This window comes from Paenibacillus gansuensis, from assembly GCF_042684925.1.
Lineage (GTDB): Bacteria > Bacillota > Bacilli > Paenibacillales > DY6 > Paenibacillus_N > Paenibacillus_N gansuensis.
In genome coordinates this window covers 111,380-136,862 of record NZ_JBHUME010000019.1, presented here as the reverse complement: position 1 = coordinate 136,862, position 25,483 = coordinate 111,380, and the positions used below count along the sequence as shown (strand labels likewise).

Sequence of the window (25,483 nt, the reverse complement as noted above, 5' to 3'; positions counted from 1 at the left end):
GGTCTCTCAATCCTAAAGCAATCTTATTTTCCTACTGCAAAAGTAATCAATTCAGACTCAACGGAGACATCAATCGGAGTTTCCAGATAAATTTCCCCGTCCGTGTCGGCCCTCATCGGCTCATCCGTCGTAAGGCGGAACCGATTAGCCCGGTAGTAATCGATTTTGCTCTTGTCCGGATCCCAGGTTTGGGTAGCCTTTTGTGTCAGTATCTCCACCAATAAAGGAATTCCCGCCTCGCGGATAACGAAAATATCCAGCATTCCATCCTCAAGCGAATCCGTTGGCGTCGGCAGGACATTAGTTCCGATCGAGCGCCCATTAGCCGCAAAAATCATAACCGCCTCCCCGTCCGCAGTACCCTGCTCCATTTCCAGACGGAAGCGGAAGGTGCTGGCGTTCGTGACTTTTTGCAGCGTGCTCAGAAAGTAACTCAGCTTGCCGAACACTCCCTTCAATTCGGGGTTGATGTTCTCCGACGTTTCCGTGATCAGGCCGATCCCGAAAAAGTTGCTGAAATACCGCTCCCCCGCCTGTCCCAGATCGATCTTTGCCGTCCGGCAGTCCAAGATGGCCTGCGCCGCCTGCACCGGATCGATCGGAATGCGCAGGGAACGGGCAAAGTCATTACATGTGCCGCCAGGTATAATCCCCACGATAGGCCGCTTTTCCAGGCCCGCCAGCCCGTTCACACCTTCATGAACCGTTCCGTCTCCGCCCAGCAGCACCACCAGCTCATAAGAAGCCCCCAGTTCCCGGCAAATCCGCTCCGTATCCCCCGGCTCCTGCGTCGGCATGAGCGTCAGCTTCCGGATTCCGGGGGACAGGATGCCCGCCGCTGTTCCGAGCATCTCTCCGGCCGACCGGGCATTAGGATTGTAAACTAGCAGGGCGTTCCCGTATATGCACATGACACTCCACTCCGTTCTAAGCCCCGTAAGGTTTTACCTTATTTTAACCTCAAGTTCAGGCGTACAATCGCAATCATACTTCCATTACAAAATAATCTTCATCGGCAGGTCAGATTCGTCTAGCTGCCGCTGTCGTATTTAGTTCCCGCCGATGCCTTCCTCCAAGGCGGAGAGGCCTTTCTTAAGATCGGCTATCTTATAGCCTCTCAGCAAGGCGATCAGCCCTCTCATAATCAGAGGCTCCGGCTGATCCTTGGCCGCTTCTTTCTCAAGCAGGAGAAGGGCTGCCACGGCCTCCTCGCGCTTTGGGGCCTCAAGACTCCACGTGCCGGCAGCCGAGAGCATCTTGCGGATTTCCTGCAGCATCGGCGGCAACGCCGAAGCGGCTGCCGGTCTGCCGGCCTGCAGGAGATGGTGCACCTTCGACTCCGTAAGCAACGGCTTCTGCTTTTTGGCCAGCATGCCTTCCATGGCTTCTTCCGTGCGGTTCACCAGAAATACGGCTGCCTCCCTGTTGTTAAACTCCAGCCGGTCCAGCACCATATAGCCCATATACTCGTTGAATAAGCCGATCAGCAGGGCGGCTCCGTCGAGCACATAAGAAACAGCCCGATCGCCATACATTTGCAGCAGATTTTCCCTAAAACGGCACAGAGCCTCTCCCCGCATCGCTGTAATGAATTGTTTCATTTCTTCGTTAATCTGTACCCCTTGTTCGCTCATCAGCATTGTGATGAATTCCCTCTGCTCCAGCACCTGCCGGAACTGCTCCTCTATCTGAAGAAAGAGCTTCTCCCTGGGGGAGAGGCTCTTGTCGTTCAGAATGCGGTGCAAGGTGCTTACATTCCGTTCCTGGTAATATCCCAAGGTGGAATGCAGCAAAGCTTCTTTGGATTCAAAATAAAAGTACAGCGATCCCTTGGCGATCCCCGCCGTGTCGGCGATATCCTGCATCGTGGCCGCATGAAAGCCTTTGGATGCGAAGCAGTGGATCGCCGCTTCAATAATCTGGCTTCGTTTGTCGCTCAACCCATCCACTTCCCTTACACCATTCGGACACTACGGACCTTAAGTTAGATCCGTTCGTCAGTCCGCTTTTTCTTAAATTTCATCAAGAACTCATAAACGACCGGCACAATCAGCAAAGTAAGCAGTGTCGAGCTGGTCAAACCGCCGATCACTGTTACGCCAAGGCCGCGGGAGATAATTCCCGCACCTTCAAAGCCCAGCGCCAACGGCAGCAGTGCCCCGATGGTGGCCAACGCCGTCATCAGAATCGGACGCAGGCGGGTTCCCGCCGCTTCCAGCAGCGCTTCCCGGGTGGTCAAGCCTTCCCGTTCCTTATGGATAACCCGATCCAAAAGTACGATGGCATTCGTCACGACAATTCCAATCAGCATCAGCGCTCCCATCATAACAGAAACCGAGATGGTTTCGCCTGCTATCAGCAAGGCAACAAGGCCCCCGATAATGGCAAACGGCAGCGAGAACAAGATCGCGAACGGAGCCAGCGCACCACCGAAAGTAATGACAAGAACAAGATACACGATGGCGATCGCGGCCGCCATAGCAAGGCCCAGCTGCGTAAACGTCTCGTTGATTTGTTCCGTGACACCGCCGAATTCTACATCAACGCCCGGCGGAAGGTCAAGTTTGTCAATTTCCTTTTGCAGGTCGGCAGAAGCTTTTCCTACATCAGCTGTCACGATTTTCGCTGACACTTCCACGTACATCCGGTCGTTTTTGCGCGTAATGGTGTTCGGGGATTCCCCTTCCTCCACTTTAACTACATCTTTCAAAGGAACCTGGATACCCAATGGAGAAGTGAGCGTCACCTTCTCGATATCTTCAATGCTGTTATATTTCGCCTGGTCCGTCTGAACGTAGACGTTGTAGTTTTTGCCTTCCACATCCACTTCCGTCAGCACCGGACGATCGCGGGCAGGGCTCAGCGCCATAGCGATGTTTCCTGCGGTCAGTCCAAGGCTGCTCAGCTTCTCCTGGTCGGCTACGAGTGTGTATTGGCCGTACGTTTTGGACAGAGTAGTGTCTGCATCTTCATAAGCTTCGTTCTTTTTAACCAGAGCCTCTACCTGTTTTACAACCGGCTTGATCTGCTCCAGGTTTTCGCCGAAGACGGTAAGCGCCAGATTGCTGCCGCCCACGCCGCCGCCCATGTCCAAAAGCTTCCATTCACCCTTAGATTTAGCAGCATTCTGAATGCCTGCTACCAGTTCGTCTTTTACCGCCGTAAAATCTTCGACTTCGTCCTTATATTTCACATAGAACAGCGCAGATTTCGAAGGTCCCGGGCTAAGCGGGTTTTTGCCCCCGACCGAATAGGAGAAGTCCGTTACTTCCTCCAGGCCGGAAATGTATTTCTCGGCTTCCATAGACGTTGCCTGGACTTCGCTCAGCAGTTCGCCGGGTGCCGGGGTGTACGTAACCATAGCGTATTTCTCTTCTTCTTCCGGCAGGAACGATACCCCGATAAATTTCACGAGGGAGAAACTGCCGATCAATAACAGAAACGCCAGTCCGAACGTAATCAGTTTATGGTTCAACGACCAATTGAGCACTTTGCGGTAAAAAAGGCCCAATCTGCCCGGATTGTCCTCATGCTGTTTGGCGTTTTTCAAGCCTTTGCGGAACATGGAATGCCCCAGCATCGGCACAATCGTGACCGCCACCAGCAAGGAAGCCAGCAGGGCGAACACCATTGTTAAAGCAAAAGGCATAAACAGCTCGCCGACCGCCCCGCTGACGAGTCCGAGCGGCAGGAAGACGGCGATCGTCACGATCGTGGACGATGCAATCGGCATGAACATTTCCCGGGTAGCGTCTAGAATCAGCGCTTTGCCGGACAGTTTCTCCGTTGCCAGCGACATGCGCCGGTAAATATTCTCGATGACAACGATAGAATCGTCCACGACACGTCCGATAGCTACTGTCATGGCGCCTAGAGACATCATGTTCAATGTGATATCCCATTGCTTGAGCAGCAGAATGCCGATCAGCAGAGACAACGGGATGGAAATGATGGAAATGATGGTCGTACGGAAGTTCCGCAGGAACAGAAGAATGATGATGACCGCAAACAAGGCGCCGAATGCCGCTTTGCTCAACATCGTGGCCACCGACTCCTCGATCGGCTTGCCCTGGTCCAGCATCGTAGTAAGCTGGATGCCCTCGTAATCCTTCGTGAACTGTTCCGTAGCGTCTTTGACGCTGTTCACCACGTCCACCGTGTTGGCGTCCGGCGCCTTCACGATTTGAATGCCGATCGATTCCTGCCCGTTTGTGCGGGAAACCGACTCGGCTGTGCCGACCACCTGGATGTCGGCGATGTCTTTCAGCGGTACCGTAGGGATACCGGCAGCAGGGGCACCGGGAGCCATGGCGCCTGGTGCCGAGCCGCCTGGAGCGGTGCCGGGCGCTAGGCCTGAGGCTGTTCCAGGGGCTGCGCCGCCTGGAGCTCCACCGGGAGCGCCGCCGGGTGTGCCAGCGGAAGCTCCTTGGCCGGCTCCGCCAGGAATGACCGGAATCGCTGCGTTCTGCAGCTGCTCCAGTGTAGTAACATTACCGTCTACGACAACGGTTTTCTCGGTTTTGTCCATTTCAAACAAGCCCAGCGGCGCTTTCAAGGCCGAGCCTTGAATGATGCCTTTGACCGTATCTTCGGTCAGGCCGAGGGAGGCCATTTTGTCCTTATTGAATTTCAGTTGAACTTCCTTCACATGCTGGCCCGAAATCTCCACGGAAGACACGCCGCCCAAGCCTTCGAGCGCAGGCTGCACTTCTTCTTCCACCAGCTTCGTCAGCTCTTCCAGGGAGCGTTTCTCATCCGTGATGCTCAGGGAGATCACCGGGAATGCGTTTAGGCTGATGCGGGACACCTCAGGCGCCTTCACGGAGCTTGGCAGAGGAGCGGCGGTTAACGCCTCGCGGACTTCCGCCGCGGCTTGGTCCATGTCCTGGCTATAGTCATACTCAACGGTCAGTAAAGACACGTTCTCCATGGAGGTCGAGGTGACGGTTTTGACGCCTTCCAAATTTTTGACCCGTTGTTCAAGCGGTATCGTGACCTTGTTAACCACTTCATCGGGCGCAGCGCCTGGATAAACGGAGGTCACCTGCAAAATTGGAATTTCGAGATTCGGCAGCGTTTCCTGCTTCATCGTCAATCCGGAGTAAAGCCCGGCTACAGTTACAATGATTGTAATAATCCATAAAGCAAACTTATTGTTCAATGAGAAGCGAATAAAGCTGTTCACTCCAGGGTTCTCTCCTTCATCCGTATAATTTGACCGGTTGGTCGACTTAATTTTAACTATACCACACGCTAATTTCCAACCTCAACTCGGCAAAATTGAACAATGGGTCAAATTTATGAACATTTCGAAACCTTATATGCCCCCGTCTGAAGTCTAGGTACGATTTCCACCCAGCGTCCGTTCTTCCGGAGTACAGACTGCGATTACAATTGAAAGTGTTCATAAGGCGAAACGTCCTGTAACCGTATTGCCAGTTAACGGTACAGCCGTTTCATTCCGGATAAGTATGAGGAAGGGATCTCGCCCAAACCTGATATTTTCATAGAGAAAGGATGTTTTTTGTGTATTTTCAATTGTTCCTATTCGAACTGCTGGGCCTGCTGTTACTTTTGGTCTTGTCCCTTTTTGCCGGCAGGACGGCCTCCAATCTGGTATTTGCCCCCTCCGCCACTGTGCTTCACAAGCGGTCGTGGCGGCTTATGCTCTGGAGCGTGATTTTGACCCTGATCCTTGCGGAGGCCTTCCTGTGTGTGCTGCTGATGATCGAAGATTATGACGCGGTGTTCTGGAAGGACCGTCTCTTCCTCCACCTGCCACTGGCGGCACTCCCCCTTACTGCGGTATGGGCCGGGTCCTTGCCGAAGCTGCTGAAGCTCCGGCGCAAAACCGCCTCGCGCACGGAAGTGCCGCCCCGCCCCGATTTGAGGGGCATGGCGGCTGAACCGGGGCTGGTCGTCCCGTTCCGGATGACCAGCGTGGGCGCTGCGGCGGCACTGTACTTTACGTTTGTGCCGGCGCTGCCTTTTCGGTGGGCGGACGTGATCGTGCCGCTCGCCCTGTATGCCGCGGTATGGGCCGCCCTCTGGACGGCGCATGAACGCCGCTGCCTGAAGGCGGGCGACGCGAGCTTTGCTCGCCGCCCCCGCGGGGTCCGCGCCTTGCGGGCTGCAGCCGCAGCGGGCGCGGTGCTGGTTGTGGCCGGGCTCGGTGTGTTCGCCGCCCAGGCCTCGACCCGGCTGCCGGCCAGCATGGACATGATGGCCGGCGTGCCGGACTACGGCGGCGGCCCGGTGCTGGCCGGGCACGCCCATGGAGGCGGCGCCGTCACGGCCGCCGCCGGCGCGCTCACCCCCGTCACGGAGCTGACGGGGCCGCGTACGGGTACACCGGACCGCCGTTTCACGTTGACGGCGGAACAAGCCGCGGTGCGGCTCAGCTCGGGCCGGACGGTCCAGGCCTGGACCTTCAACGGCAGCATCCCCGGCCCCGAACTGCGTATGCGCGAAGGGGAGCTGGTAGAAGTCACCCTTGTCAACAAGGACATCGAGGGTGGAGTGACCCTGCACTGGCACGGGCTCGACGTGCCGAATGCAGAAGACGGCGTGGCCGGCGCGACGCAGAACGCGGTTCTGCCTGGCCAGACGCATACGTACCGGTTCCTTGCGGAGCAAACCGGTACGTTCTGGTACCACACCCATCAGCATTCGCTGGAGGGTGTGCAAAAAGGGTTGTTCGGCACCCTCATCGTAGAGCCGAAGGAGGGCCTTGCCGAGGCGCGGGATATCACCGCCATCACCCATGTATGGGATGACATCGGCTTCGCCATCGGCGACCATGACACCGTGCAGCGCGAGAGCATCGCGCCCGGCACGCAAGTCCGGCTGCGCCTGATCAACACCGACAACTGGGTGCGCCAAAAGTACACGCTGACCGGCGTTCCGTTCCGTGTCGCTGCGATCGACGGCGTCGAACTCAACGAGCCCGGACTGCTGACCGACACCCACCTGGAGGTGACGACCGGGGGCAGATACGACCTTACGTTCACTATGCCCGAAACTCCGGTGTTTTTAAGCGTACTGGGCGGCAAAAAGATAGGAATCCTCATAAGCCCTGACGGCCAAGGGGACATCCCTGCCCCAGCCAAGAATACGAAAGCTTTCGATCCTGTGAATTACGGGAAGCCAGCTGCGACGCCATTTGGTCTGAACACAGACTACGACCGCGAATTCACGGTGGTGCTCGACAACAAATTAGGCTTCTACAACGGCTCGCTGGACTTCCAATACACGATGAACGGGAAGCTGTTCCCTGACTCCCCTATGTTCATGGTGCGCGAAGGCGACCTGGTGCGAACGACCATCATCAACCGCGGCGCCGTCGACCACCCGATGCATCTGCACGGCCACCATGTGTTGGTCCTGTCCAAAAACGGCAAACCCGTCACCGGCACCCCCTGGTGGTCGGACACCTTGGACGTGCAGCCCGGAGATACCTACGTCGTTGCGTTCGCAGCCAACAACCCGGGCATATGGATGGACCACTGCCACAACCTGGACCACGCCGCTGCCGGCATGTCCATGCATCTGATGTACGAAGGCGTCGTCACGCCATTTAAAATGGGTATCGAAACCGTGAACCATCCTGAGTGAAATCTACAACTAAAAGCGGCACCTTATCTCTTATGAGAACAAGGCGCCGCCTTTTATATGTCTTTATTTTCCATAATAATCCTATCACCATAAATATATGCTTGTAAATCAACCATACTTCAAGGAATCTCTTTTGTGGATGCGGTCTCAAGTCCCCTCAACCCATCTCCGCTTCCTTCGGCCAATGCAGCTCCACGCCTTCGGAAACCAGCATCGCCTGAAACTCCCGCAGCCGTTCCGGTTGATCGCGCACCTCATGCGGCGTTACCCCCTGCCGAAGCGCGTATGCGGCCAGCAAGCCGGCCGACTCGCCGATGTTCCACTCCGTAGGGTGCAGCCGGTAGCAGCCGTTTGTAATCTGCGTGGTTCCGATGTTTTTGCAGGCGGGCAGTACATTCGTTACCCGGACAGGAAGCAAGGCTCCGAGCGGAATTTCGTAAGGGGTGCTGGGGATATAGAAGCCTCGCTGGCTGACCGTCGTAGGGTGCAGATCCAGATGGTAGCTTCCCACGCCTACGCTGTCATGGTAGCGCTTCGTCCCCTCGGCACCGCGGATGTCTTTGCTGACATCTCCTTCCGTGACGGTATACACTGCTTTAATCCGTCGGGACTCCCGGATATACGGCGCTTTAGCCAGCCCGTCGTTTGTCCCCAGCACATCGCCGCGAAGCCTCACGCCGGGATAGCCGAAACCGCCGTCCAGGCGCGGCGCTTCCGTCTGCAGCCAATACACCAGCGACAGGCTTAGCTGCCGGGCCGCCTCCAGGTTTTTTTGACCCGTCTCCCGGTCTACGCCATAGATCGGGCCTGCAAAATAATCGTTCTGGGGCCAATTCAGCAGGGTCACTTCGCCATCGTACAAGGAAGGGTCATTCAAATTCGCCGGGTCAAAAATCCTCCGGTAATCCCAAAGCGAGATAACGCCTTCCTCATTCGGAAACATCGTATACGTCTTCAGCTTGGTCATATCATCCGGGTCCATACAGTGCCAGGAAAGGATCGGATAGGTCGAGAAAGCAGGCATATACCGCTTCCACTCTTCGTACATGGCTGGTTTCTCGATCGTGAACTGTCCTCCCGGCACATAGTCAACAGCAGCTACGTGCGTGATAGACTGCATATCCAGAGGATCGGCAACGTCCAAAGCATGGGGCTCGCCCGTCTGCTCCTTCGATTCACCGCCCATAACATGCTCAATCCCTGCCAGCGGAAGCAAATCCCCGCATTCGGTTGCATCCAGAAAAAATTTCCCGGTCAATAACATTCGCCGGCCCGAAGAGCGCTGTTCGACTATAACGGAACGCACTTCGTCCCCGAATGTCTCGCAGTCTGCCGGAACCGTATGGTAAAGCACTTCGATCCGGCCGCCATGAACGTAAGGCGCCATCATATCTTCCAGCACGCGGAGCGCTGCTTTCGGCTCATGAGCCAACCGGCTGACCCAGCCATTGCCCGGGTTCAACAGAACCTCCCCGCGGGCTTTCCCGTTGAGGTCAAAGTTCGCCCGATAATAGGCGCGCACACGCTCTCGGAACTCACGGTACCGCGCCGTGCAGCCAAACCGCTCGATCCACTGGTGTTCGTCGGGAGGAACCGCCTGGCTGGTCAACTGCCCCCCCAACCAGTCCGTTTCTTCTGTCAGAATGACGCGCAGTCCCGCTTTTGCCGCGGCCATCGCTGCTGCGCATCCGCCCATGCCCCCGCCTAAGATTATGAGGTCCGCTTGTTTTTGTTCCATCGCTGTGTTTCCTCCTCCATCCTGTCGAGGGCCAGCTTGGCTGCCCCGATATATCCCGCGGTATTGCCGAGCAGCGCAGGTACGATTTGCGGCTCTATAGCAGGTGCCGACATGGAAGCCACCGCTTTCCTGTACCGCCCCCACCATGCCTCTTTCGCGTCCACAACTCCGCCGCCGATTACAATAGCCTGGGGATCCAGGCTATGCATCACGTTTAGTGTAATCAAAGCAAGATTCCGTGCAAACTGCTCCACCGTCTCCACCGCGGCCTTCATCCCGGCCTCAGCCGCAGCAAACACCTGTTGACCGTTCTCAAACACCGTCCCGCAAGCCTCCGATGCGAGGCGGACCAGCCCCGTGCCGGAAACATACTGTTCCGCGCATCCCCGCTTTCCGCAGTTGCAGGGGCGTCCATCCGGGTACAGGATCACATGTCCCCAGTCTCCGCCGCTGCAATGCGCACCGCACACCATCCGGCCGCCGATGAAATTCGCACCGCCCACGCCGGTGCCCAGCGTGAGCATGACGGCATCCTGCTCGCCCTGCACGGCCCCCTGCCAGATTTCCCCCAGCAAAGCTGTGTTTGCATCATTGTCCGCAAAAGCGGGCAGCCCGAAGGATTGCTTCCCCCACTCGGAAAGGTTTGTTCCCTGCCAACCGGGCAGGTTGTCCGTGGCATACACCACGATCCCCGTTTCGGGATCGATCCGCCCGGCCGAGCCAATCCCGATAGCCGCAGCATCCGGATGAGCGGAAACGAGATCTTCCACAACCGCAGACATCCCGGCCAAAATGCGTGCTTTTCCCTCTTGCGCTTGCGTACGGACCGCCGTTTCCCGAAGCACGTATCCTTCGGAGGTACATACGGCTCCCTTTACCGTCGTCCCGCCTATGTCGATCCCGATTACGTTCACTGAACAGCCCGTCCTTCCCTGAAAGTTGGCCTAATCTGACCGTGCGCACCCTAGTAAATACGGTCAATAACGGCCCGTGCCGTTTTTTCCTTCATCGATTTCGTTTTCGCTTCGTCGCGGCGGGCGATGCCTTCGCAAATCAGATCGATGACGAACAGCTGGGACATTTTGGCCGCGATCGACCCGCCCTCCAGAGGGGACTCCTTGCCCGCCGTCAGTAGCACGATATCCGCAATTCCCGTAATCGGCGATTTAGCGTAGTTCGTGATCGCAATGACCTTCGCCCCGTTCTGCTTCGCTTTGGCCAGCATATCGTTCGTGTCCTTCGTGCTCCCCGTGACGGAAACGCCGACGGCCACATCGCCGGGACCCATGAGCACGGCGCTCATCGCCTGCATATGGCTGTCCGTAATGGCCTCCGTTATACAGCCGATCCGCATCAGGCGGTTCTTGGCATCCAAAGCCGTAATGGCCGAAGCCCCGACCCCGAAAAACTGCACCCTTTTAGCTTGGTCGATCAATTCCACCGCCTGGTTCAGCTTCTCACGGTCCAGCAGCGCCACGCTTGCATTAAGCACATGAACCGCGCTTTGATACAGCATCTGCACATAATCCAGCGGGTCCGCCTGCTGGGTCTCCACACGCAAAGCATTCTGGTCCTGTGCGAGCGACAGCCGGAAATCTTGATACCCCTTAAACCCAATCTTCCTGCAAAAACGCATTACCGTCGTTTCCCCGACATCGGCATACTCCGCCAGCTCCGTGACGGAGAAATACAGCACTTCCGGGGACTGTTCCAGTACCACCTGCGCTACTTTTTGCTCCGATTTGGTCAAAGAAGGCAAATAACTAGAAATGTGCGCTTTCAAATCCATTTCGATCCACCGCCTTTCTAATTTGGTCCACATATCGCGATGTGATGACCTGCGGACGCGTAATTGCCGTTCCTACGACAACGGCGAACGCCCCTTCCTCCAGCGCCTTGACGGCCTGAGCCGGATCCGAGATGCGGCCTTCCGCAATGACCGGTACGCTCAGTTGAAGAGCCGCGCCGCGAACCAGGCCGAAATCCGGTTCGGTCAGCTGGGGCGAGTAGCCCGTATAACCGGACATGGTCGTCGAAACGCAATCGACTCCCAGTGCAGCCGCATAAACGGCTTCCGCCAATGTTGATATATCGGCCATGATTACAGCATCACGCGATTTCATATAGCTGACCAGATCCTCCAGCGTTCCTCCGTCCGGGCGCGGTCGGCCGGTTGCGTCGACGGCAATGATGTCTGCACCCGCCTCAAGTAATTCATCGACTTCTTTGGCAGTCGGCGTTATATAAACTTCACTGTCCGGATAATCCCGCTTCACCAGCCCGATGACAGGCAGCTTCGTTTCCGCGCGAATCGCCCTTACGTCCCCTGCGCTGTTGGCCCGGATCGCTGCGGCTCCGCCCATTTCTGCAGCCTTTGCCATCTTCGCCATGTGGGATGCGCCGAACAGCGGCTCTCCCTCCAAGGCCTGGCAAGAAACAATCAATCCCTTGTGAAGCTGTTCAAATATCGGATGTCTCATGTTCTATCCACTCCTGTATCCCGTTCCTCTTATCCGGCCGGGTCAATTTCCGATGGAACATCGTTGTCTGCGTATTGTACCTTCAATCCGACTTCGAACATCCGGTTCCACGGCAGCCAGCAGTCCTGAATGAGAACCTTGTGTCTGCCGTCTTCTATGCACTCGGAGACAAAGGACTCCAGTTCCTCCCTGACCAGTCCGGAAACCTTGCCCCGGACACCGTCGGCCTCAAAATAATTCCACCCCAACTGTTGAATCGGCCCGCCGCTCAGCTTACCGCGGACGGACGAGCAGTAACCGGCATCCTCCACGAGTCGCAGAGCCAGGAAATCGAAATGGCTGCGCGAAGCGCCGTACAGCAGGTACGCCATGCTTTGGGCCAGTACGGTGCCGATCGTGTTGGAGCTTGTATTCCAGCCGGCATAGCCTGCCAGCTCAAACAGCATGTTTTTCTGCCGAAGCAGGCGCAGCAGCTTTAGGTCAGCCCCGTTTGCATAGGCCACATCGGCCACGGCGCAAGGCTTCCCGAGGTTCCTCAGCACATACTCCCCAAATTCCGAAAGCTCGATCACGTTGCGGCGCGTACCGTACTCCAGCGACACTTGGCTCTGCTGAGAAGCTTCTTCCATTTTACCGCCGGGGGAGTTAACCAGCAGCACCAGATCAGCTTCGGCTGCAGAAGATGCCACAATGCCGCCCGCGGCGATGATCTGATATTTCAAACTTTCAAGTAACGGCCTGTCTTCATACAATGGAATAACGGAAGGCCCATCCACGCTTGAAAACCTCGGATACACCGCCGGTTTTGTTCCCTGAATTTGATTCAGCATCCGCGCCAGCAGCGTGCATCCCGCTTCATCGGCACCGGGATACATATACACATCCAGATCGGCCTCCAGTTGATGGATCCGTTCCCTGATCCGCATCTGGTCTTTTGCCGTCCAGCCGTAGGGCGCAGAATCGTCCTGGGGCACGATCATGAAATCGATGACCCCTTCCGCAGCCAATTCAATCGAGCGTTCATTGGCTGCCCGGTTCACGGCTCTGCGGCTTACATAATCGTCCAGCGCCTCTTTCGGCACTTCTGCCGACAGCTTCTCCAATGCTCGGGCTTCCATCTCCAAATCGGCGGCCAGCCCAAGCTCCAGGCGATGCTGTAAATCACCTATATTGAATATCGTTTCGCCCCACTGTCCGTAATAATCAGGCTCCTCATCGCTGGACGAATACCGGGGGCACCTCATAATTAAATGAAAAGCATAGACCACAAGGCTAGGGTTGCTCTCCTTCAGCTGGCGAAGCCTAGACAACCGGTCCGAACAGGCTTGCTCCGTCTCGCTGTGCAGCCTCGAAGGTACGATGCCTCCGTACAACAGCGTATCCATCGACAGGATAGCTCCATAAGCCCCGGGCGCCTGCTCCAGAACCCACTCCCATATGGTATCAATCCTCCCCGGCAGCTTTTTATTTCCCATCCACGAAAGCGGCGGACGGACCAGCTCGACATCCGTATCCGCAGCGATCAGGGAAGGAAAATCATAGTTGCAAGGCCGCTCGTCCAGGGGGACGTAAATGATTTTCTTTTTCATAACCGTCAGCCCTTCACCGCCCCTGCGGCCCCCTCCATGTAATAACGTTGCGTAAACAGGAATACGATAATGATCGGTACTACGGAAATGATCGTCCCTGCAGCAATCCATCCGAAATTATACGAGAACTGCCCGTTCAGGAACGTCAGCGCGGTCGCCAGCGGGTACATATCCGGGCTTTTCAGGACGATCAGCGGCCACAGGAAATTGTTCCACATCGCCATGAACTCCAGCAGTCCGATAACGGCAATAGCCGGCTTCACTAATGGCAGGAACAGCTGCAGCCAGATGCGCAGTTCCCCTGCACCGTCGATTTTTCCTGAATCCCGAAGTTCCGCGGGAACCCCTTGAAACGCCTGCCGCATCAAAAACACGTTAAATACCGTCACCGCCGACGGCAGCACTACCCCAATATACGTGCCGAGCAGCCCCAGCCATTTGATCGTCAAATAGTGCACAACCATGCCGGCTGCGGCAGGCACGATCATCGTGGCGATCAGCAGCGTGAACACCAGCTGCTTTCCTTTGAAGTTCAGCACGGCAAGCGGATAGGCCATCAAGCAAGACAATGCAATATTGCTGACCACGCCCAGCAGCGTAATCATCAGCGTATTGCCGATATATTTAGGGAAATTCATGAAGTTCCACACTTGCGCATAATTTGAAAATTTGATGAAGGTCGGCAGGATGGCCGGCGGAGAAGTAAACACATTTTTGCCGGGCATGAGCGATACGCTCAACATCCATAGAAAGGGCCCCATCATCAAAATCGCGAATAAAATCAGCAGCGTATAAATCACGGTGTAGCGGAGCACTTTGGATGCCGGTTGTTTTTTCGTTAAAGTCGCCATCAGTAGGAGTTCACCCCGCCTTTCTGGTTGAAACGGAAAATAACTACGCTGAGGACAGCTATAATGATACTTACAATCAGCCCGAGCGCGGATGCGTAGCCGAACTCAAACTGTTTAAAGCCCCTGTCGTAAATATATAAGCTGGATGTCAATGTCGCCGTTCCGGGACCGCCCGTGCCGCCGCTTAAAACAAACACTTCGTCAAAGACGCGGATGGCGGACATCAGCGAGATCATCGTACAGAACAGCACATATGGACGAAGCAAAGGAATGGTAATATGGCGGATGACCTGCATCCGGTTCGCACCGTCGATCATGGCAGCTTCACTCATCTCTTTGGGAACCGACTGAAGACCTGCCAGGTAAATCATCATATAGTAGCCGAGCCCTTTCCACATCGTCACAAACATGACCGTGCCCAGCGCCGTTTTCTGATTGGAGAGCCATGCTATTTTTTCAGGAAGAATCCCCGCCGACACCAGCAAAAAGTTCACAACCCCGTTGGGGCTGAGCAGCCAGTTCCAAATGATCGCTACGGCAACCATGGAAGTTACTACGGGAATGTAATAGGCGGTTCGGAACCATTTCACACCGGGTACTGCGCTGTTGACCAGGATGGCCAGCAAAATGGAGAACAACTGGATAAAAGGTACAATGAGAACATAAGTAAGCGAATTGAGCAGAGAAATGTGAAAATCGTTGTCTTTCCAAGCTCTCGTAAAGTTATCAAATCCGATATAGTTCGTTTCCGCAATGACGGAGTAGTCGGTAAAGGCAAGCGGAACACTGTAAATGATAGGCCAAAACACAAACAACGCCAGAAGAAGCAGTCCGGGCGCCATAAAAGTCCACGCGATCGCCCCGTCGGAGCGCCAAATCTTCCGAATATGATTCAATGCCGGTTCCCCCTTAGTGAAGAAGGCGGGGCACTTGATACAAGACTGTTGTGCCAGCCTCGCTCATGGTTCAAATAGCCCCGCCGCATCTTGCCTGACTTTCATACTTACATCTTAATGCAAAAGATTACTGCAGCAAGCCTTCAACTTCCTTCGCTGCGGCATCCATTTCCGCTTTCACATCGGCTTTGTTCAAGAAAATATTTTGCAAGTGCTTCACGATCGTTGTGTTGATATCGCCGGCTTTTTCTACGCCCAGCAGGAAGTCGGAGGCGTTCTCCAAACCTTGGGAAGAAGCGATTTTCGCTTGGGCTTCCAACGTTCCGTCATCCTGGGAGAAGAACGGGTCCTTAATGGAATCCTTCGTCGACGGCAGCGTGTTGGCTACCTTAGCAAACTCAAGCTGGTTCTGTGCATTGGTCAAAAATGCCGCAAACTCCACAGCCTCTTTTACATTATCGGACTTAGCAGGAACCGCGATGTTCATCGTGTTGGAGAATCGGCTGCCTGCTTTGCCCAGAGGCATAGGTACAGCCATCGTCTGCTTATACACATCAGGTGCAGCTGTCTGCAGGCGGTTGATGAAAGTAGAGCCTGACAGTTCAAATGCAACCTGTTGGCTCGCAAAATACGTTACCTGCTTATCAAAGTTAGCATCCTCTTTCGGAATGATGCCGTCTTCATACAGTTTGCGCTGGTTCTCGATCGCCTGATAGCCCGCATCTGTGTTGAAACCGGCCTTTTTCTTGTCTTCGGACAAGAGCGGCACCCCGTCGACGGCCAGCAGATTGCTGTTCACTTGCTGCGCGTAGCCCGCTATGCCGGTTTTCTCTTTCACCTGTCTTGCCCAGGTCAGCAGATCTTCGCGGGTTTTTGGAGGGTTGCTTACATCCAATCCCGCTTTCTCTGCGATAGCCTTGTTAATGAACAACACTTGGCTGCTTGTGTACCATGGCAATCCGTAAGCTTTGCCGTCAATCTCAGTAGATTTATAAATGCCGTCGAAGTAAGCAGCTTTAGTTTCCGGAGTAATCTCCTGATTCATGTCTACCAAAGCGCCTTTGCTTCCCATCTGATTGGCAAGCTCTGTGTTCAGGTTGACCACATCCGGAGCCGAACCGCCCGCAATGCTGGTCAGCAGCTGGCTTTGCAGCCCGTCATACGGATAATCCTTCCAATCAATCTTCACGTTTGGATGATCCTTCTGATAAGCCGCGAACAGATTATTGAAGTAATCGTTAAACTTCGGTTGAAGCGAAATCGTCCAAAACTCCAGCTTTACCTCTTTCGCCGTCTCTGTCGCCGGTTCATTGGATCCCTTCGCCCCGTTTCCGTTCGCCGCATTCCCATTCCCGTTCGCTTCATTGCCGTTTCCCCCGCCGCATCCTGCCAGCAGCCCCGCCATCAATACCGTTGTGGCCATTCCGGAAAATAATCTTTTCATGCCTTTTCTCATTGCTTTACCCCATCTCCTCAATGAATGATTTGGTAACAAACATAGTACATGAAAGCGCTTCTTATCGCTTGTTACTCATTATATATGATGTTTGGGAATATTTCACCACAATTTTATAAAATGGTGGTAATTTTCTTTATTTTTATTCATGCAGCACAAAGAAACCCCGCCAACACCTCTCTTCAGGCCGCTCTAAATTACCTCTTTTTGCTATGATAGCATCGCTTGTTTCCTTCTTTCTTTTGTTCCTTAGTTACTTTTGTTCCCATGATTCCATGATCCCTTGTTCCTATGTTCCTTTGTTCCTTTGTTCCTTTGTTCCTTTGTTCCTTTGTCCCTTTGTCCCTTTGTCCCTTTGTTCCCTTGTCCGCTCTTCCTATGTTCCTATGTTCCTATGTTCCTGTGTTCCCTTGTTTTCCTTTTTCCTTTTTCCCTTTTCCCTTGTTCCCCTGTACACTGTTTCCCTGGTTCCTCTTGTTCCCTCGCCTCCCTTCTTCCCATATGTTCCACGCGTTCAATCCACCCAACCCTCCCGCCAATGTCCTTGTAATGTGCACAAATTCGGGAATTTGTCTTTCAAAAGGTGGACATTCGGTTTTTCCTTCATCCTGTTAACTAACTCCATATTTAGCCTTAGCACCAAGTCATAGGACTCCATATATGGTATTTGATTCGTAGAATGGCATATAGTACCCGTGTCCTCCTTTAGAAAAACATTTTTCTCGTTTTGTGCGTTGGTGGAAGACATATCAACATTGCCTGAACGAGTTCTCCCTCAAGATGATCAGCTTGAAATATAAGTGTATTTTTTACCTTTATTCCTTCTAAATTATGCGTCCCTCGCGGACAAAATGGCCTTTCATGTTTTCTAAAAGGAGGACAACACAGGTATTTCCACCCCGGCTCCCGACCCACCATATATAGTATTAATACCTTATCCCAAGACGTCATATATAGAATTTGAAGTGATAGCTATACCATAAAGCAATGTCCACCTTTTGAAAAACATTTTCCTAGTGTTTGTGCGTATCAGGAGGACAGGCGGTTGTAGGAAGAGGCTATGTAGAAAACAAGGCAACTGGATGTTAGGGGATAAAGGGGCGAGCTTTACCAGATGAGAATAAAGTATAGTCAAGTGAAGAACGTCTAGGGTAAGGTTTAGTTGTAGTCGGAGTGTAGTAGAAATGTAGTCGAAGTAAAATTGAAGTGGAGTGGAAGTTAAGTCGAAGTGTAGTGGAAGTACAGCGGAAGTACAGTGGAAGATCTAGTGCAGGAGAAGCTCACATTTAAGATTCAATGTATTGCTGTGTTATCTGTTATCAGTTTGTGAAGACCAAAAGGTAAATGAAACGCTAAAGAGGCCGCGTCCCGATCATCGGAGCGGCCTCGGGCATGTTATTCGGGTATTGGTGCTCCCATAGCGGCCCATTCGTCTTTGGATGGACCATAAACGCCAATGACAGGCACTCCTGCTTGGCGCATGACGATGGTCATCTGGCCGCGGTGATGGATTTCGTGCTTCAGGAAAATATACAGAACCAGCCCTTTGGTCCAAGTCTGTCCGAACAGATGAATAGATTCGGAAAGCTCCTCATCGGTCCATTGGGTTTCTACAGCTTTCAGCAGCCCCTCTGTGACGGAGCGGTACGCATCGGCAATTGCCTTGGCTGAAGACGGGCGTTCCTGTTGGGCAGGAGCCTCGAACGTTAACCCTGCCTGAATCAGCATGCCTTCGTTGTTGTGTACAAGGTGCCAAGCCAATTGGCCCAGTGTGCGGTATCCCGGAGCCAGCTCCTGATTCAGGGATTCATCGGTAAGCGCATCAAGCAGCTTTTGGGTTTGGCCTGCCTCTAACCGGTACTCTTCCACAAAGCCTCGAATTGTTGTGTACATGTTTACAGCCTCCAATGATTTGTTAGATTGGACGATGACTTTGGAGCCATTTCGCACTCTTTTGCCCATCCTTAGTTAGAACAAATGTTCCCCAACTTGCAAGTTCTGTTATTGTGGAGCCGGCCTTTGCGAATGCGTTCATACCGTTCCGTGGACCTCCTGTTCGGCACTTTCCTTTATAGACTGGCTGTAGCGCTGCTCTTCCCTTCCCATCATTTCAGGCAAAGTGAAAAGGTAGATGAGGAACACGCCGTACAACAGCACGGCCATAGCAGCATAAAGCAGCCCAAGGGAAATGATCTGGGGATATAGCAGCGCAATCATCCCTAAAGTAGCCGACTGGCCGAACATCATGATGGGGTCGATCCAGGCGGAGACCCGGCCCATTTTGGAGGGTTCCACAATAACAGGCAGTAACCCCCCAAGCACGATATTAATCGGGGTCAGTGTCATTCCGGCCACAAAGATGATGCCCACATACCACCAGGGATGGCTGATCCAACCTAGGCATTGAACGAGTATGCCGTCAACAGGATTCCGCTGATCAACAGTTGATAAGATTTGAACTTTTGCAGCAGCTTATTCGTGACCATACTCCCTGCCAAAATGCCCAACCCGAGAAATACCGCAAACAAGGAAGAAAAGGTCTCGTAGGCGTCCGGTGCCAGTTTATATTTCATCGTAAACATGGGCAGGACCGCAAAGCCTCCATTCAGGAAGCCGAACAATACATACCCCGCCAGCAGAACCATAAGCAGCTTATGGCCGAAAATGTACTTCAGCCCCTCTTTGAAATCGGTAACCATCATCCCTGACCGGAGATCCCTTACGGACGACCGGCCGTTCGGCAGCCGGACTTCATGGCTGATCCGAGTGAAGCGGATTAGAAGCGCAGACAGCAAAAACCCGCAGCCGTCAACCGCCACAGCCCCGACAATGCCGAGCCCGTTATAAGTAACTGCGCCGAGCGCAACACCAAACAGCATAAAGATTCCCATAATCATCTGATTTAATCCGGAGGCTTGGACATATTGGTCTTTTTCCAAAATGCCCTGCAGCATAGCCTGCTCGGCAGGCATATAGAACTTGCCCACGGCACTCCGTATAAACAGAAGCCCAAACACTATGCCAATCCAATCCATCAAAAGTGCCCCGATGAGCAGTCCCGTTAAACCCAGCCGGATCCAGCCGGTATTTTCCGCAATCCGTTTTCTATCGAATCGGTCTGCAGCGACGCCTACTAGCAAAAAGACCGCCAGCGTAGGCAAGGCATACATCATCTCTGCTAACGTGGCATAGGCGGGTTTGGCGGCAAACCGGTACAGCATGTAAAACGCAAAGGCCATATTGCCGATTGTAGTTCCAAGCTGCGATGCAAAGGTGGCAAAAAACAAGGTAACGAATGCCCTGTTGGCAAAAAGCTGTCTCATCCTTCCTCACTCCTTTTAGGACAAGGGTTACCCCTTGTTTGGTTACGGTGCTGCGCATGTAAACTTTTCCTAATTCAGAATAAACGACTCCCTCCTCTTTTTACATACATCCCCCGACGGATCTTGTGCAGCCCCGGGACGTACACCTGCGGGTAATGGAGCACAACGTTTGACATTTGGTCAGTTTAGTCATAAGCTAATGTTGCAAATCAGTTTATAATTAAACTGATGAGAGGAGATATTCGCCCCGTGAAAGATGAATCATTGAAACCCTCTTTATCTAAAATAGAAGAACGATTAGGGCTGCTTCTTTGGTTTCGCATCTCTCGTTTTTACAACCAGAGTATCCGTGAATCCAATCAACACTTAAAGCAATGGAATCTGTCGGCAGCCCAGTTCGATATCTTGGTGCAGATCGGCTCCCACGAGAGGTTGTCGCAGCAAGAGCTTGCGGATAAGCTTCTGGTCACGAAAGGAAATATCACGCAGCTGTTGGGCAAACTGGAGGAAGCAGGCTGGATTATGCGGGAGCAGGAATGGAAGACGAAGTACTTGTCGCTGACGCAGAAAGGCAAGGAAATGTTTGATGAAATCGTTCCGAAACAGGAACAGTTTCAGGCTTCCCAGTTTTCCGGATTGGCCCTTGAAGAGAGGAAGCAGCTGCTGGCTTTATTGAAAAAGATTCAAAACTAATATGCAAACTACAAAGAACATACAGGAGGACCTACCCATGGAATTCAAAGGAATACATCACGTTTCAGCCTTAACTGCCAAAGCGCCGGAAAATTTCAATTTTTATACCAAAGTGTTGGGTCTGCGGTTAGTGAAAAAGACGGTCAACCAAGACGATCCTTCCGTGTACCATCTGTTTTATGGAGACGAAAGAGGGAATCCGGGTACGGAGGTTACGTTTTTTGAGATTCCGCATCTGGCACAAAGCCGTGAAGGCACGAACAGCATTACCGCCTTCTCACTCCGCGTACCGGATGACCGGGCACTAGTTTACTGGAAAGGGCGTCTTAAGGAACACGGTGTTGAAACGGAAGAAATTACGGAACGTGCAGGCCGGTCTACGCTTGCCTTCCGCGACTTGGAAGGACAGCGCGTAATCCTGGTGTCGGATGAACAGGACCACGGCGTTCCCGGCGGTACCCCATGGAATCGAAGCTCAGTTCCTGCAGAATACGGCATCATCGGACTGGGTCCGGTAAAAGTCACGGTTCAGAACGCGGCAGCGACGGCCCGTATTTTAACGGAGGTCATGGGTTTCCGCAGCAACGGCTCCTACCCCTCTCCTGTTCCCGGCCAGCCGGATATATTGGTGTTTGAAACAGGTGAGGGCGGCTCTGGATCCGAAATGCACGTAGAGGAACGCAGCGACTTGGCGCCGGAACGGCCTGGGCGCGGGAGTGTGCATCACGTCGCCTTCCGGGTGGACAACGAAGAAGAATTGAAGGAATGGGTCCGCCGTATTCAAGATGCCAAGCTCCCGAACTCGGGTTTTGTGGACCGATTCTATTTCCGCTCGCTATATTTTAGAGAACCGAACGGGATTTTGTTTGAGCTCGCTACAGACGGGCCGGGATTCGATACGGACGAGCCTGTGGAACATTTGGGCGAATCGCTGGCTCTGCCTCCTTTCCTTGAACCAAAACGCGAGGAAATCGAAGCGGTCCTGCATCCCATTGATACAAAGCAGGGATGACACGGATCTCGCAGAAGTTATGAGATAGTCCGGAATCATCCTGGTTCCATACGAAAGGAGTGCGTTGTATGGAGAGAGAGTACAAACGCTATACGGGAAAGGACATCGACGTCCTGTTCCATGCGGAAACATGCGCTCATGCGGCCAAGTGCGTGAGGGGGCTGCCGGGAGTTTTTGACGTAAAAAAGAAACCCTGGGTCAACGCCGACGGTGCCGAAGCGGACTTGATAGCGCAACTTATCGACCAATGCCCGAGCGGTGCGCTGAAATATGAAAGAAAACAAGGATAAAGCCCAGGAGAACCGTTTGCGGGGCATGTAGGAGGGGCAACGAATGTTGGAATTGAAACAGGACAGCAATACGTTTTATTTGGGGGAACCGGATCACAAGGAGGCGGAAATCCATTACGTGCGCAGAGAGGGCAAGCTGATCGTGGACCATACGTTTGTCGCTGAGAGTTTACGCGGCCGGAAGATCGGCGATGCCTTAGTCCGGAGAATGGTCGAGTTTGCGCGTGAGGAACAGGCGGTTCTTGTGCCGTTATGTCCTTTTGCTAAGAAAGTCATCGAACGTACGCCGGAGTATCAGGATATAGCATCGAAATGAGAAAAAGCATCCCGGGCCGCTTGTTTGGCCGGGGATGCTTTTTTAGTGTGAAAATGAGGATCTTGCAGGCTGCTCCTTGGATGGTGCCATCGGCTCGTTTGGTTCTTTCGAGTCCATGAACGGCCAGTAGTTGGCGGGGCCAAAGGTACGGACCATCACCGGAATGAACAGCGGAAGCAAGACCAGTGCGTACAGGAATAACCCGCACAACAGGATTGTAGCGATCTGCAGCAGCGACATGACCCCGGAAGGCAGCATCGCAGCGAACGTTCCGCCCAGAATGACGGCAGCGGACATAATGACTCCGCCCATATGCTTCATGGCCAGCAAAATCGCTTCCTGCGGTGACAAATGACGGTACTCTTTGAACCGGTCCATCAGGAAGATGCTGTAGTCTACGCCCAGCGCCATCAGCAGGACGAAACCGAAGAACGGCACGGCCCACGAGATGCCGGAATGGCCCAGCATGCGGACAAAGATTACTTCGGCAATCGCCAGGGAAGTGTAGTACGTCAGCAGCAAGGACAGGATCAGGTAGATCGGAATGACAATCGAACGGAACCGTACGATCAAGATTAATCCAATGCCGACCAGCATCAGCATTACGGTTCGGGCGTAATCGTCCGCCGAGATGTGACGCAGATCGTTGTTGATGCTCGTTACGCCGCTGACGGCGAATTCAGAACCTTCCAGCGGGGTGCCTTTGACGGCACGGGCTGCCGCTTCGTTAAGTGCATCGACCTTCTCCAGCGTCTTCACGTCATAAGGATTTCCCTCGAACACGACGTCGAACGTCGCCGTGCGGCGGTCTTCGGACATGTATACGTCCAGCGCTTTTTGGAAGTCAGCGTTCTTGAGCGCTTCCTCCGGCACGTACCAGCCTGTCATCTGCTTGTTCGGCTCATCGGACAGGCTCTGCAGGTAGTTTCCGGCCGAGTCGAGGCCGCCATTTACCTGTTTCAGGCCGTCGGCGCTCTGCTTCAAGCCGTCGGTCAACTGGCCGAGCTGACCGTCGAGCTGCGCGAAGCCGGTCTGCAGCTGTTTTTGCCCTTCGGCCAGGTCGCCGAGTCCCTGCGTGACCTGCGGCAGCTTCGCGAGGATCTGCCCTTGGCCGTCCGCTGCGCGGGCAATGCCCGCCTGCAGCTGATCGAGGCCTGCGGCGATCTTCGCCAGCCCCTGCGCCAAGGCGGCCTGCCCGGCGGCCGCCTGGTTCAGGCCGGCATTCGCCTTCGCCATGCCGGCGCTAACCCTCGCCAGCTGGCCGTTCAGCAGCTTCAGGCCGTCCGCCAGCGCGCCCGCTCCATCCTGGAGCTGGGCGACTGCGCCTTTCGTCTTCTGAAAATCCGGATCGCTTGCGATCTCCGGATATTTCTCCGCAAGGCCGCTCAGGCCTGAACCGACGCCGGCCAGCCCGCCGGCGAATCCGGACGCCTGCTGTGCGGCGCCCGTGTAGGCCTTGGACAGCTGGGCCAAACCGCCGCCCAGCTGCTCATACGAGTCCTGCAGCTGCTTCGCGGCTGCGGCTAACCGCCCGGCGCTGGCTTTCGCCTGCTTCACGCCCCGGCTGAGCTCCGCCGCCCCGCCGGAACCGTCGCGCAAGCCGCGCTCAATCTGCTGCAGCCCGGCGCCTAACTGCGTGACGCCGGTCTTCAGCTCGTTCGTGCCGTCGATCAGCGCCGACGTGCCGCTCACGGCTTCCTGCAGCTTCGGCGCGTTGCTGCTGAGCGAGCTGCTCGCCTCCGCCAACCCCGCCCCGATCTTGCCGAGCGCTTCGCCGCCCTGATCGAGACCGCTGCCGAGCGTGTCGGCCTGCTTCGCCACTTCAAAGTCCTCCTGGGCTTCGCCGGTCGGACGAGTGGCGCTGCGGACGGCTTTCACGCCGTCCACCTTGGCCAGCTCCCGTGTCACTTGTTCCACGGCCGCTAAGCCCTCGGTCGTATCCAGCGGCTGCTCCGCTTTCACGACCACCTTAGACGGCATCGACTCGCCCGGGCCGAAGCCGTCCGCAATATAATTGAACGCTTTGACCGAGTTGTATTTATCTCCAATTTCCTCAAGCGAGTTAAAAGAGGTAGATCCTTTGTACGCCACTAGAAACGGCACCACAATAATGCCTAGGATCACCAGAGCCCAAATCGGGCGGGTGAGAGAGAATTTGCCTGCCGCTCCCCACAGTCGGCTTGGTTTGTGCTCCAGGTCCCCTTTGGACGGCCAAAAAATCGCTTTTCCCAGCACCGCCATAAAGAACGGAACCAAAGTAACCAGCCCAATCAGCAGCATAGCAACGCCTACCGCAACAGCTACGGCTGATTTATAGAGTGCGAAGGTGGACAGCCCGATCGAGCTGAAGCCGACCAGCACCGCCAATCCGGAGAAGAACACCGTCTTCCCTGCCGTCCTGTAAGTATTCAGGATCGCTTCTTCGCGGTCTTTGCCTTGGGCAAGCTCTTCCTTAAACCGGCTGATCAACAGAATGCAGTAATCCGTACCGATCCCGAACATGACCGCTACCATGAAAATTTGAGTGAAGTTCGATAACGGGAAGTTTACCGTGTCTACAAGGATCGCTACCACGGATTGGGCCGTTACATAGCTTAACCCGACGACCAGCAGCGGTATGAACGGCGCCACCACCGAGCGGAACACGAGGAACAGGATCGCAAGGATGAAGACCACCGTGATCCACTCTGTTTTCTTCAGCCCTTCCTGTGAGCTCTGCACGACATCTTCGGAAATCAGCCATTCTCCGGTGTAGTAATGAGGTACCTTCACCCCGTCCAGTGCGGCATACAACCCATCGTGCATTTCCGCCGGCGTCCGGCCTTCCGATTTCACGTTGACCAGTGCCAAAACGGTTTGGCCGTCTTTAGAAACCAGCTGCTTCTCCAATTCTTTCGTGTCAAAATGAGTTGTCACCGACGCAATATCCGGGTCGCTCTTCAGCTTTTCAATTCCTTTTTTCATCTCTGCCCGGTCATCCGCGGTGAGAGAATGTTCCCCGTGGAACACTAGGACAGCGGAGGCTTCACCTGAATCCTTCTCCGAACCCGGATTCATTTCCCGGATCAGCTTAGCCGCATTGGATGAGGAATAGCCGTCCGGCACGCTGATTTGCCCTTTTTCCCGGACCAGCTCCTCCATATTGGGCGCCGACAGCATCAGTCCGACTGCAGCTCCGATCCACAGGATCAGCATCAGCCATCTCCATTTTACAATCTGTTTCAT

Annotated in this window: 20 protein-coding genes; 5 read left to right on the top strand and 15 right to left on the bottom strand. The window is 54.4% G+C overall.

The genetic code is table 11. From position 1 onward, the window contains the following. Positions 1–23: 23 nt before the first annotated feature. From ACFSUF_RS23540 to ACFSUF_RS23530, 3 genes are all read right to left on the bottom strand, one after another. Positions 24–911, bottom strand: a complete 888-nt coding sequence (locus tag ACFSUF_RS23540; protein ID WP_377607216.1) for a diacylglycerol/lipid kinase family protein — start codon at positions 909–911, stop codon at positions 24–26. 138 nt (positions 912–1,049) lie between these two features. Continuing rightward, positions 1,050–1,940 (bottom strand): TetR/AcrR family transcriptional regulator, encoded by an 891-nt coding sequence (locus tag ACFSUF_RS23535; protein WP_377607214.1) that lies wholly within the window; start codon positions 1,938–1,940, stop codon positions 1,050–1,052. A 44-nt stretch (positions 1,941–1,984) separates the two neighbouring features. Continuing rightward, on the bottom strand, positions 1,985–5,185 hold the full coding sequence (locus ACFSUF_RS23530; RefSeq protein WP_377607212.1) for an efflux RND transporter permease subunit: 3,201 nt from the start codon (positions 5,183–5,185) through the stop codon (positions 1,985–1,987). Between the two features lie 341 nt (positions 5,186–5,526). On the opposite strand from ACFSUF_RS23530, the gene ACFSUF_RS23525 reads away from it, so the two are divergent. Then, entirely contained in the window at positions 5,527–7,614 is a 2,088-nt protein-coding gene (locus ACFSUF_RS23525) for a multicopper oxidase family protein (protein WP_377607210.1), read from the top strand. Between the two features lie 157 nt (positions 7,615–7,771). Here ACFSUF_RS23525 and ACFSUF_RS23520 read toward each other — a convergent pair whose 3' ends face one another. The 11 genes from ACFSUF_RS23520 to ACFSUF_RS23470 all read right to left on the bottom strand — a co-directional run bounded on the left by ACFSUF_RS23520 (position 7,772) and on the right by ACFSUF_RS23470 (position 19,947). Further along, a complete protein-coding gene (locus tag ACFSUF_RS23520) occupies positions 7,772–9,352 on the bottom strand; it encodes an FAD-dependent oxidoreductase (protein ID WP_377607208.1) in 1,581 nt (526 codons plus the stop codon). Next, entirely contained in the window at positions 9,325–10,266 is a 942-nt protein-coding gene (locus tag ACFSUF_RS23515) for an ROK family protein (protein WP_377607206.1), read from the bottom strand. Before ACFSUF_RS23515 ends, ACFSUF_RS23520 begins: the two co-directional genes overlap by 28 nt. A 50-nt stretch (positions 10,267–10,316) precedes the next feature. Then, entirely contained in the window at positions 10,317–11,141 is an 825-nt protein-coding gene (locus ACFSUF_RS23510; protein ID WP_377607204.1) for a MurR/RpiR family transcriptional regulator, read from the bottom strand. Further along, a complete protein-coding gene (locus ACFSUF_RS23505) occupies positions 11,116–11,832 on the bottom strand; it encodes an N-acetylmannosamine-6-phosphate 2-epimerase (protein ID WP_377607202.1) in 717 nt (238 codons plus the stop codon). The genes ACFSUF_RS23510 and ACFSUF_RS23505 overlap by 26 nt, the downstream gene beginning before the upstream one ends. A 29-nt stretch (positions 11,833–11,861) precedes the next feature. After that, a complete protein-coding gene (locus ACFSUF_RS23500; protein ID WP_377607200.1) occupies positions 11,862–13,421 on the bottom strand; it encodes a DUF4127 family protein in 1,560 nt (519 codons plus the stop codon). Between the two features lie 5 nt (positions 13,422–13,426). After that, on the bottom strand, positions 13,427–14,272 hold the full coding sequence (locus ACFSUF_RS23495) for a carbohydrate ABC transporter permease (RefSeq protein WP_377607198.1): 846 nt from the start codon (positions 14,270–14,272) through the stop codon (positions 13,427–13,429). Further along, positions 14,272–15,168, bottom strand: coding sequence for a carbohydrate ABC transporter permease (locus ACFSUF_RS23490; protein WP_377607196.1), 897 nt, complete (start codon positions 15,166–15,168; stop codon positions 14,272–14,274). Before ACFSUF_RS23490 ends, ACFSUF_RS23495 begins: the two co-directional genes overlap by 1 nt. Before the next feature lie 127 nt (positions 15,169–15,295). Beyond that, complete coding sequence (locus ACFSUF_RS23485) at positions 15,296–16,612, bottom strand: ABC transporter substrate-binding protein (protein ID WP_377607194.1); 1,317 nt, start codon at positions 16,610–16,612, stop codon at positions 15,296–15,298. A 1,407-nt stretch (positions 16,613–18,019) separates the two neighbouring features. Continuing rightward, a complete protein-coding gene (locus ACFSUF_RS23480) occupies positions 18,020–18,517 on the bottom strand; it encodes a DinB family protein (protein ID WP_377607192.1) in 498 nt (165 codons plus the stop codon). A 138-nt stretch (positions 18,518–18,655) separates the two neighbouring features. Then, positions 18,656–18,994, bottom strand: coding sequence for a hypothetical protein (locus ACFSUF_RS23475; protein ID WP_377607190.1), 339 nt, complete (start codon positions 18,992–18,994; stop codon positions 18,656–18,658). A gap of 26 nt (positions 18,995–19,020) precedes the next feature. Next, positions 19,021–19,947, bottom strand: a complete 927-nt coding sequence (locus ACFSUF_RS23470; RefSeq protein ID WP_377607188.1) for an MFS transporter — start codon at positions 19,945–19,947, stop codon at positions 19,021–19,023. A gap of 228 nt (positions 19,948–20,175) precedes the next feature. Here ACFSUF_RS23470 and ACFSUF_RS23465 point away from each other — a divergent pair, with 228 nt between their 5' ends. The 4 genes from ACFSUF_RS23465 to ACFSUF_RS23450 all read left to right on the top strand — a co-directional run bounded on the left by ACFSUF_RS23465 (position 20,176) and on the right by ACFSUF_RS23450 (position 22,258). Further along, the gene (locus tag ACFSUF_RS23465) at positions 20,176–20,640 is read left to right on the top strand and encodes a MarR family winged helix-turn-helix transcriptional regulator (protein ID WP_377607186.1); all 465 of its coding nucleotides are present in this window, start codon (positions 20,176–20,178) and stop codon (positions 20,638–20,640) included. A gap of 37 nt (positions 20,641–20,677) precedes the next feature. Further along, the gene (locus ACFSUF_RS23460; protein ID WP_377607184.1) at positions 20,678–21,652 is read left to right on the top strand and encodes a ring-cleaving dioxygenase; all 975 of its coding nucleotides are present in this window, start codon (positions 20,678–20,680) and stop codon (positions 21,650–21,652) included. Positions 21,653–21,720: 68 nt separating this feature from the next. Next, positions 21,721–21,942 carry a (4Fe-4S)-binding protein gene (locus tag ACFSUF_RS23455; RefSeq protein WP_377607182.1) on the top strand — a complete coding sequence of 74 codons (222 nt, stop codon included), beginning with the start codon at positions 21,721–21,723 and terminating at the stop codon, positions 21,940–21,942. A gap of 43 nt (positions 21,943–21,985) precedes the next feature. After that, positions 21,986–22,258, top strand: coding sequence for a GNAT family N-acetyltransferase (locus tag ACFSUF_RS23450; protein WP_377607180.1), 273 nt, complete (start codon positions 21,986–21,988; stop codon positions 22,256–22,258). A 42-nt stretch (positions 22,259–22,300) separates the two neighbouring features. On the opposite strand, the gene ACFSUF_RS23445 is transcribed toward ACFSUF_RS23450, so the two are convergent. Next, complete coding sequence (locus ACFSUF_RS23445) at positions 22,301–25,483, bottom strand: efflux RND transporter permease subunit (RefSeq protein WP_377607178.1); 3,183 nt, start codon at positions 25,481–25,483, stop codon at positions 22,301–22,303.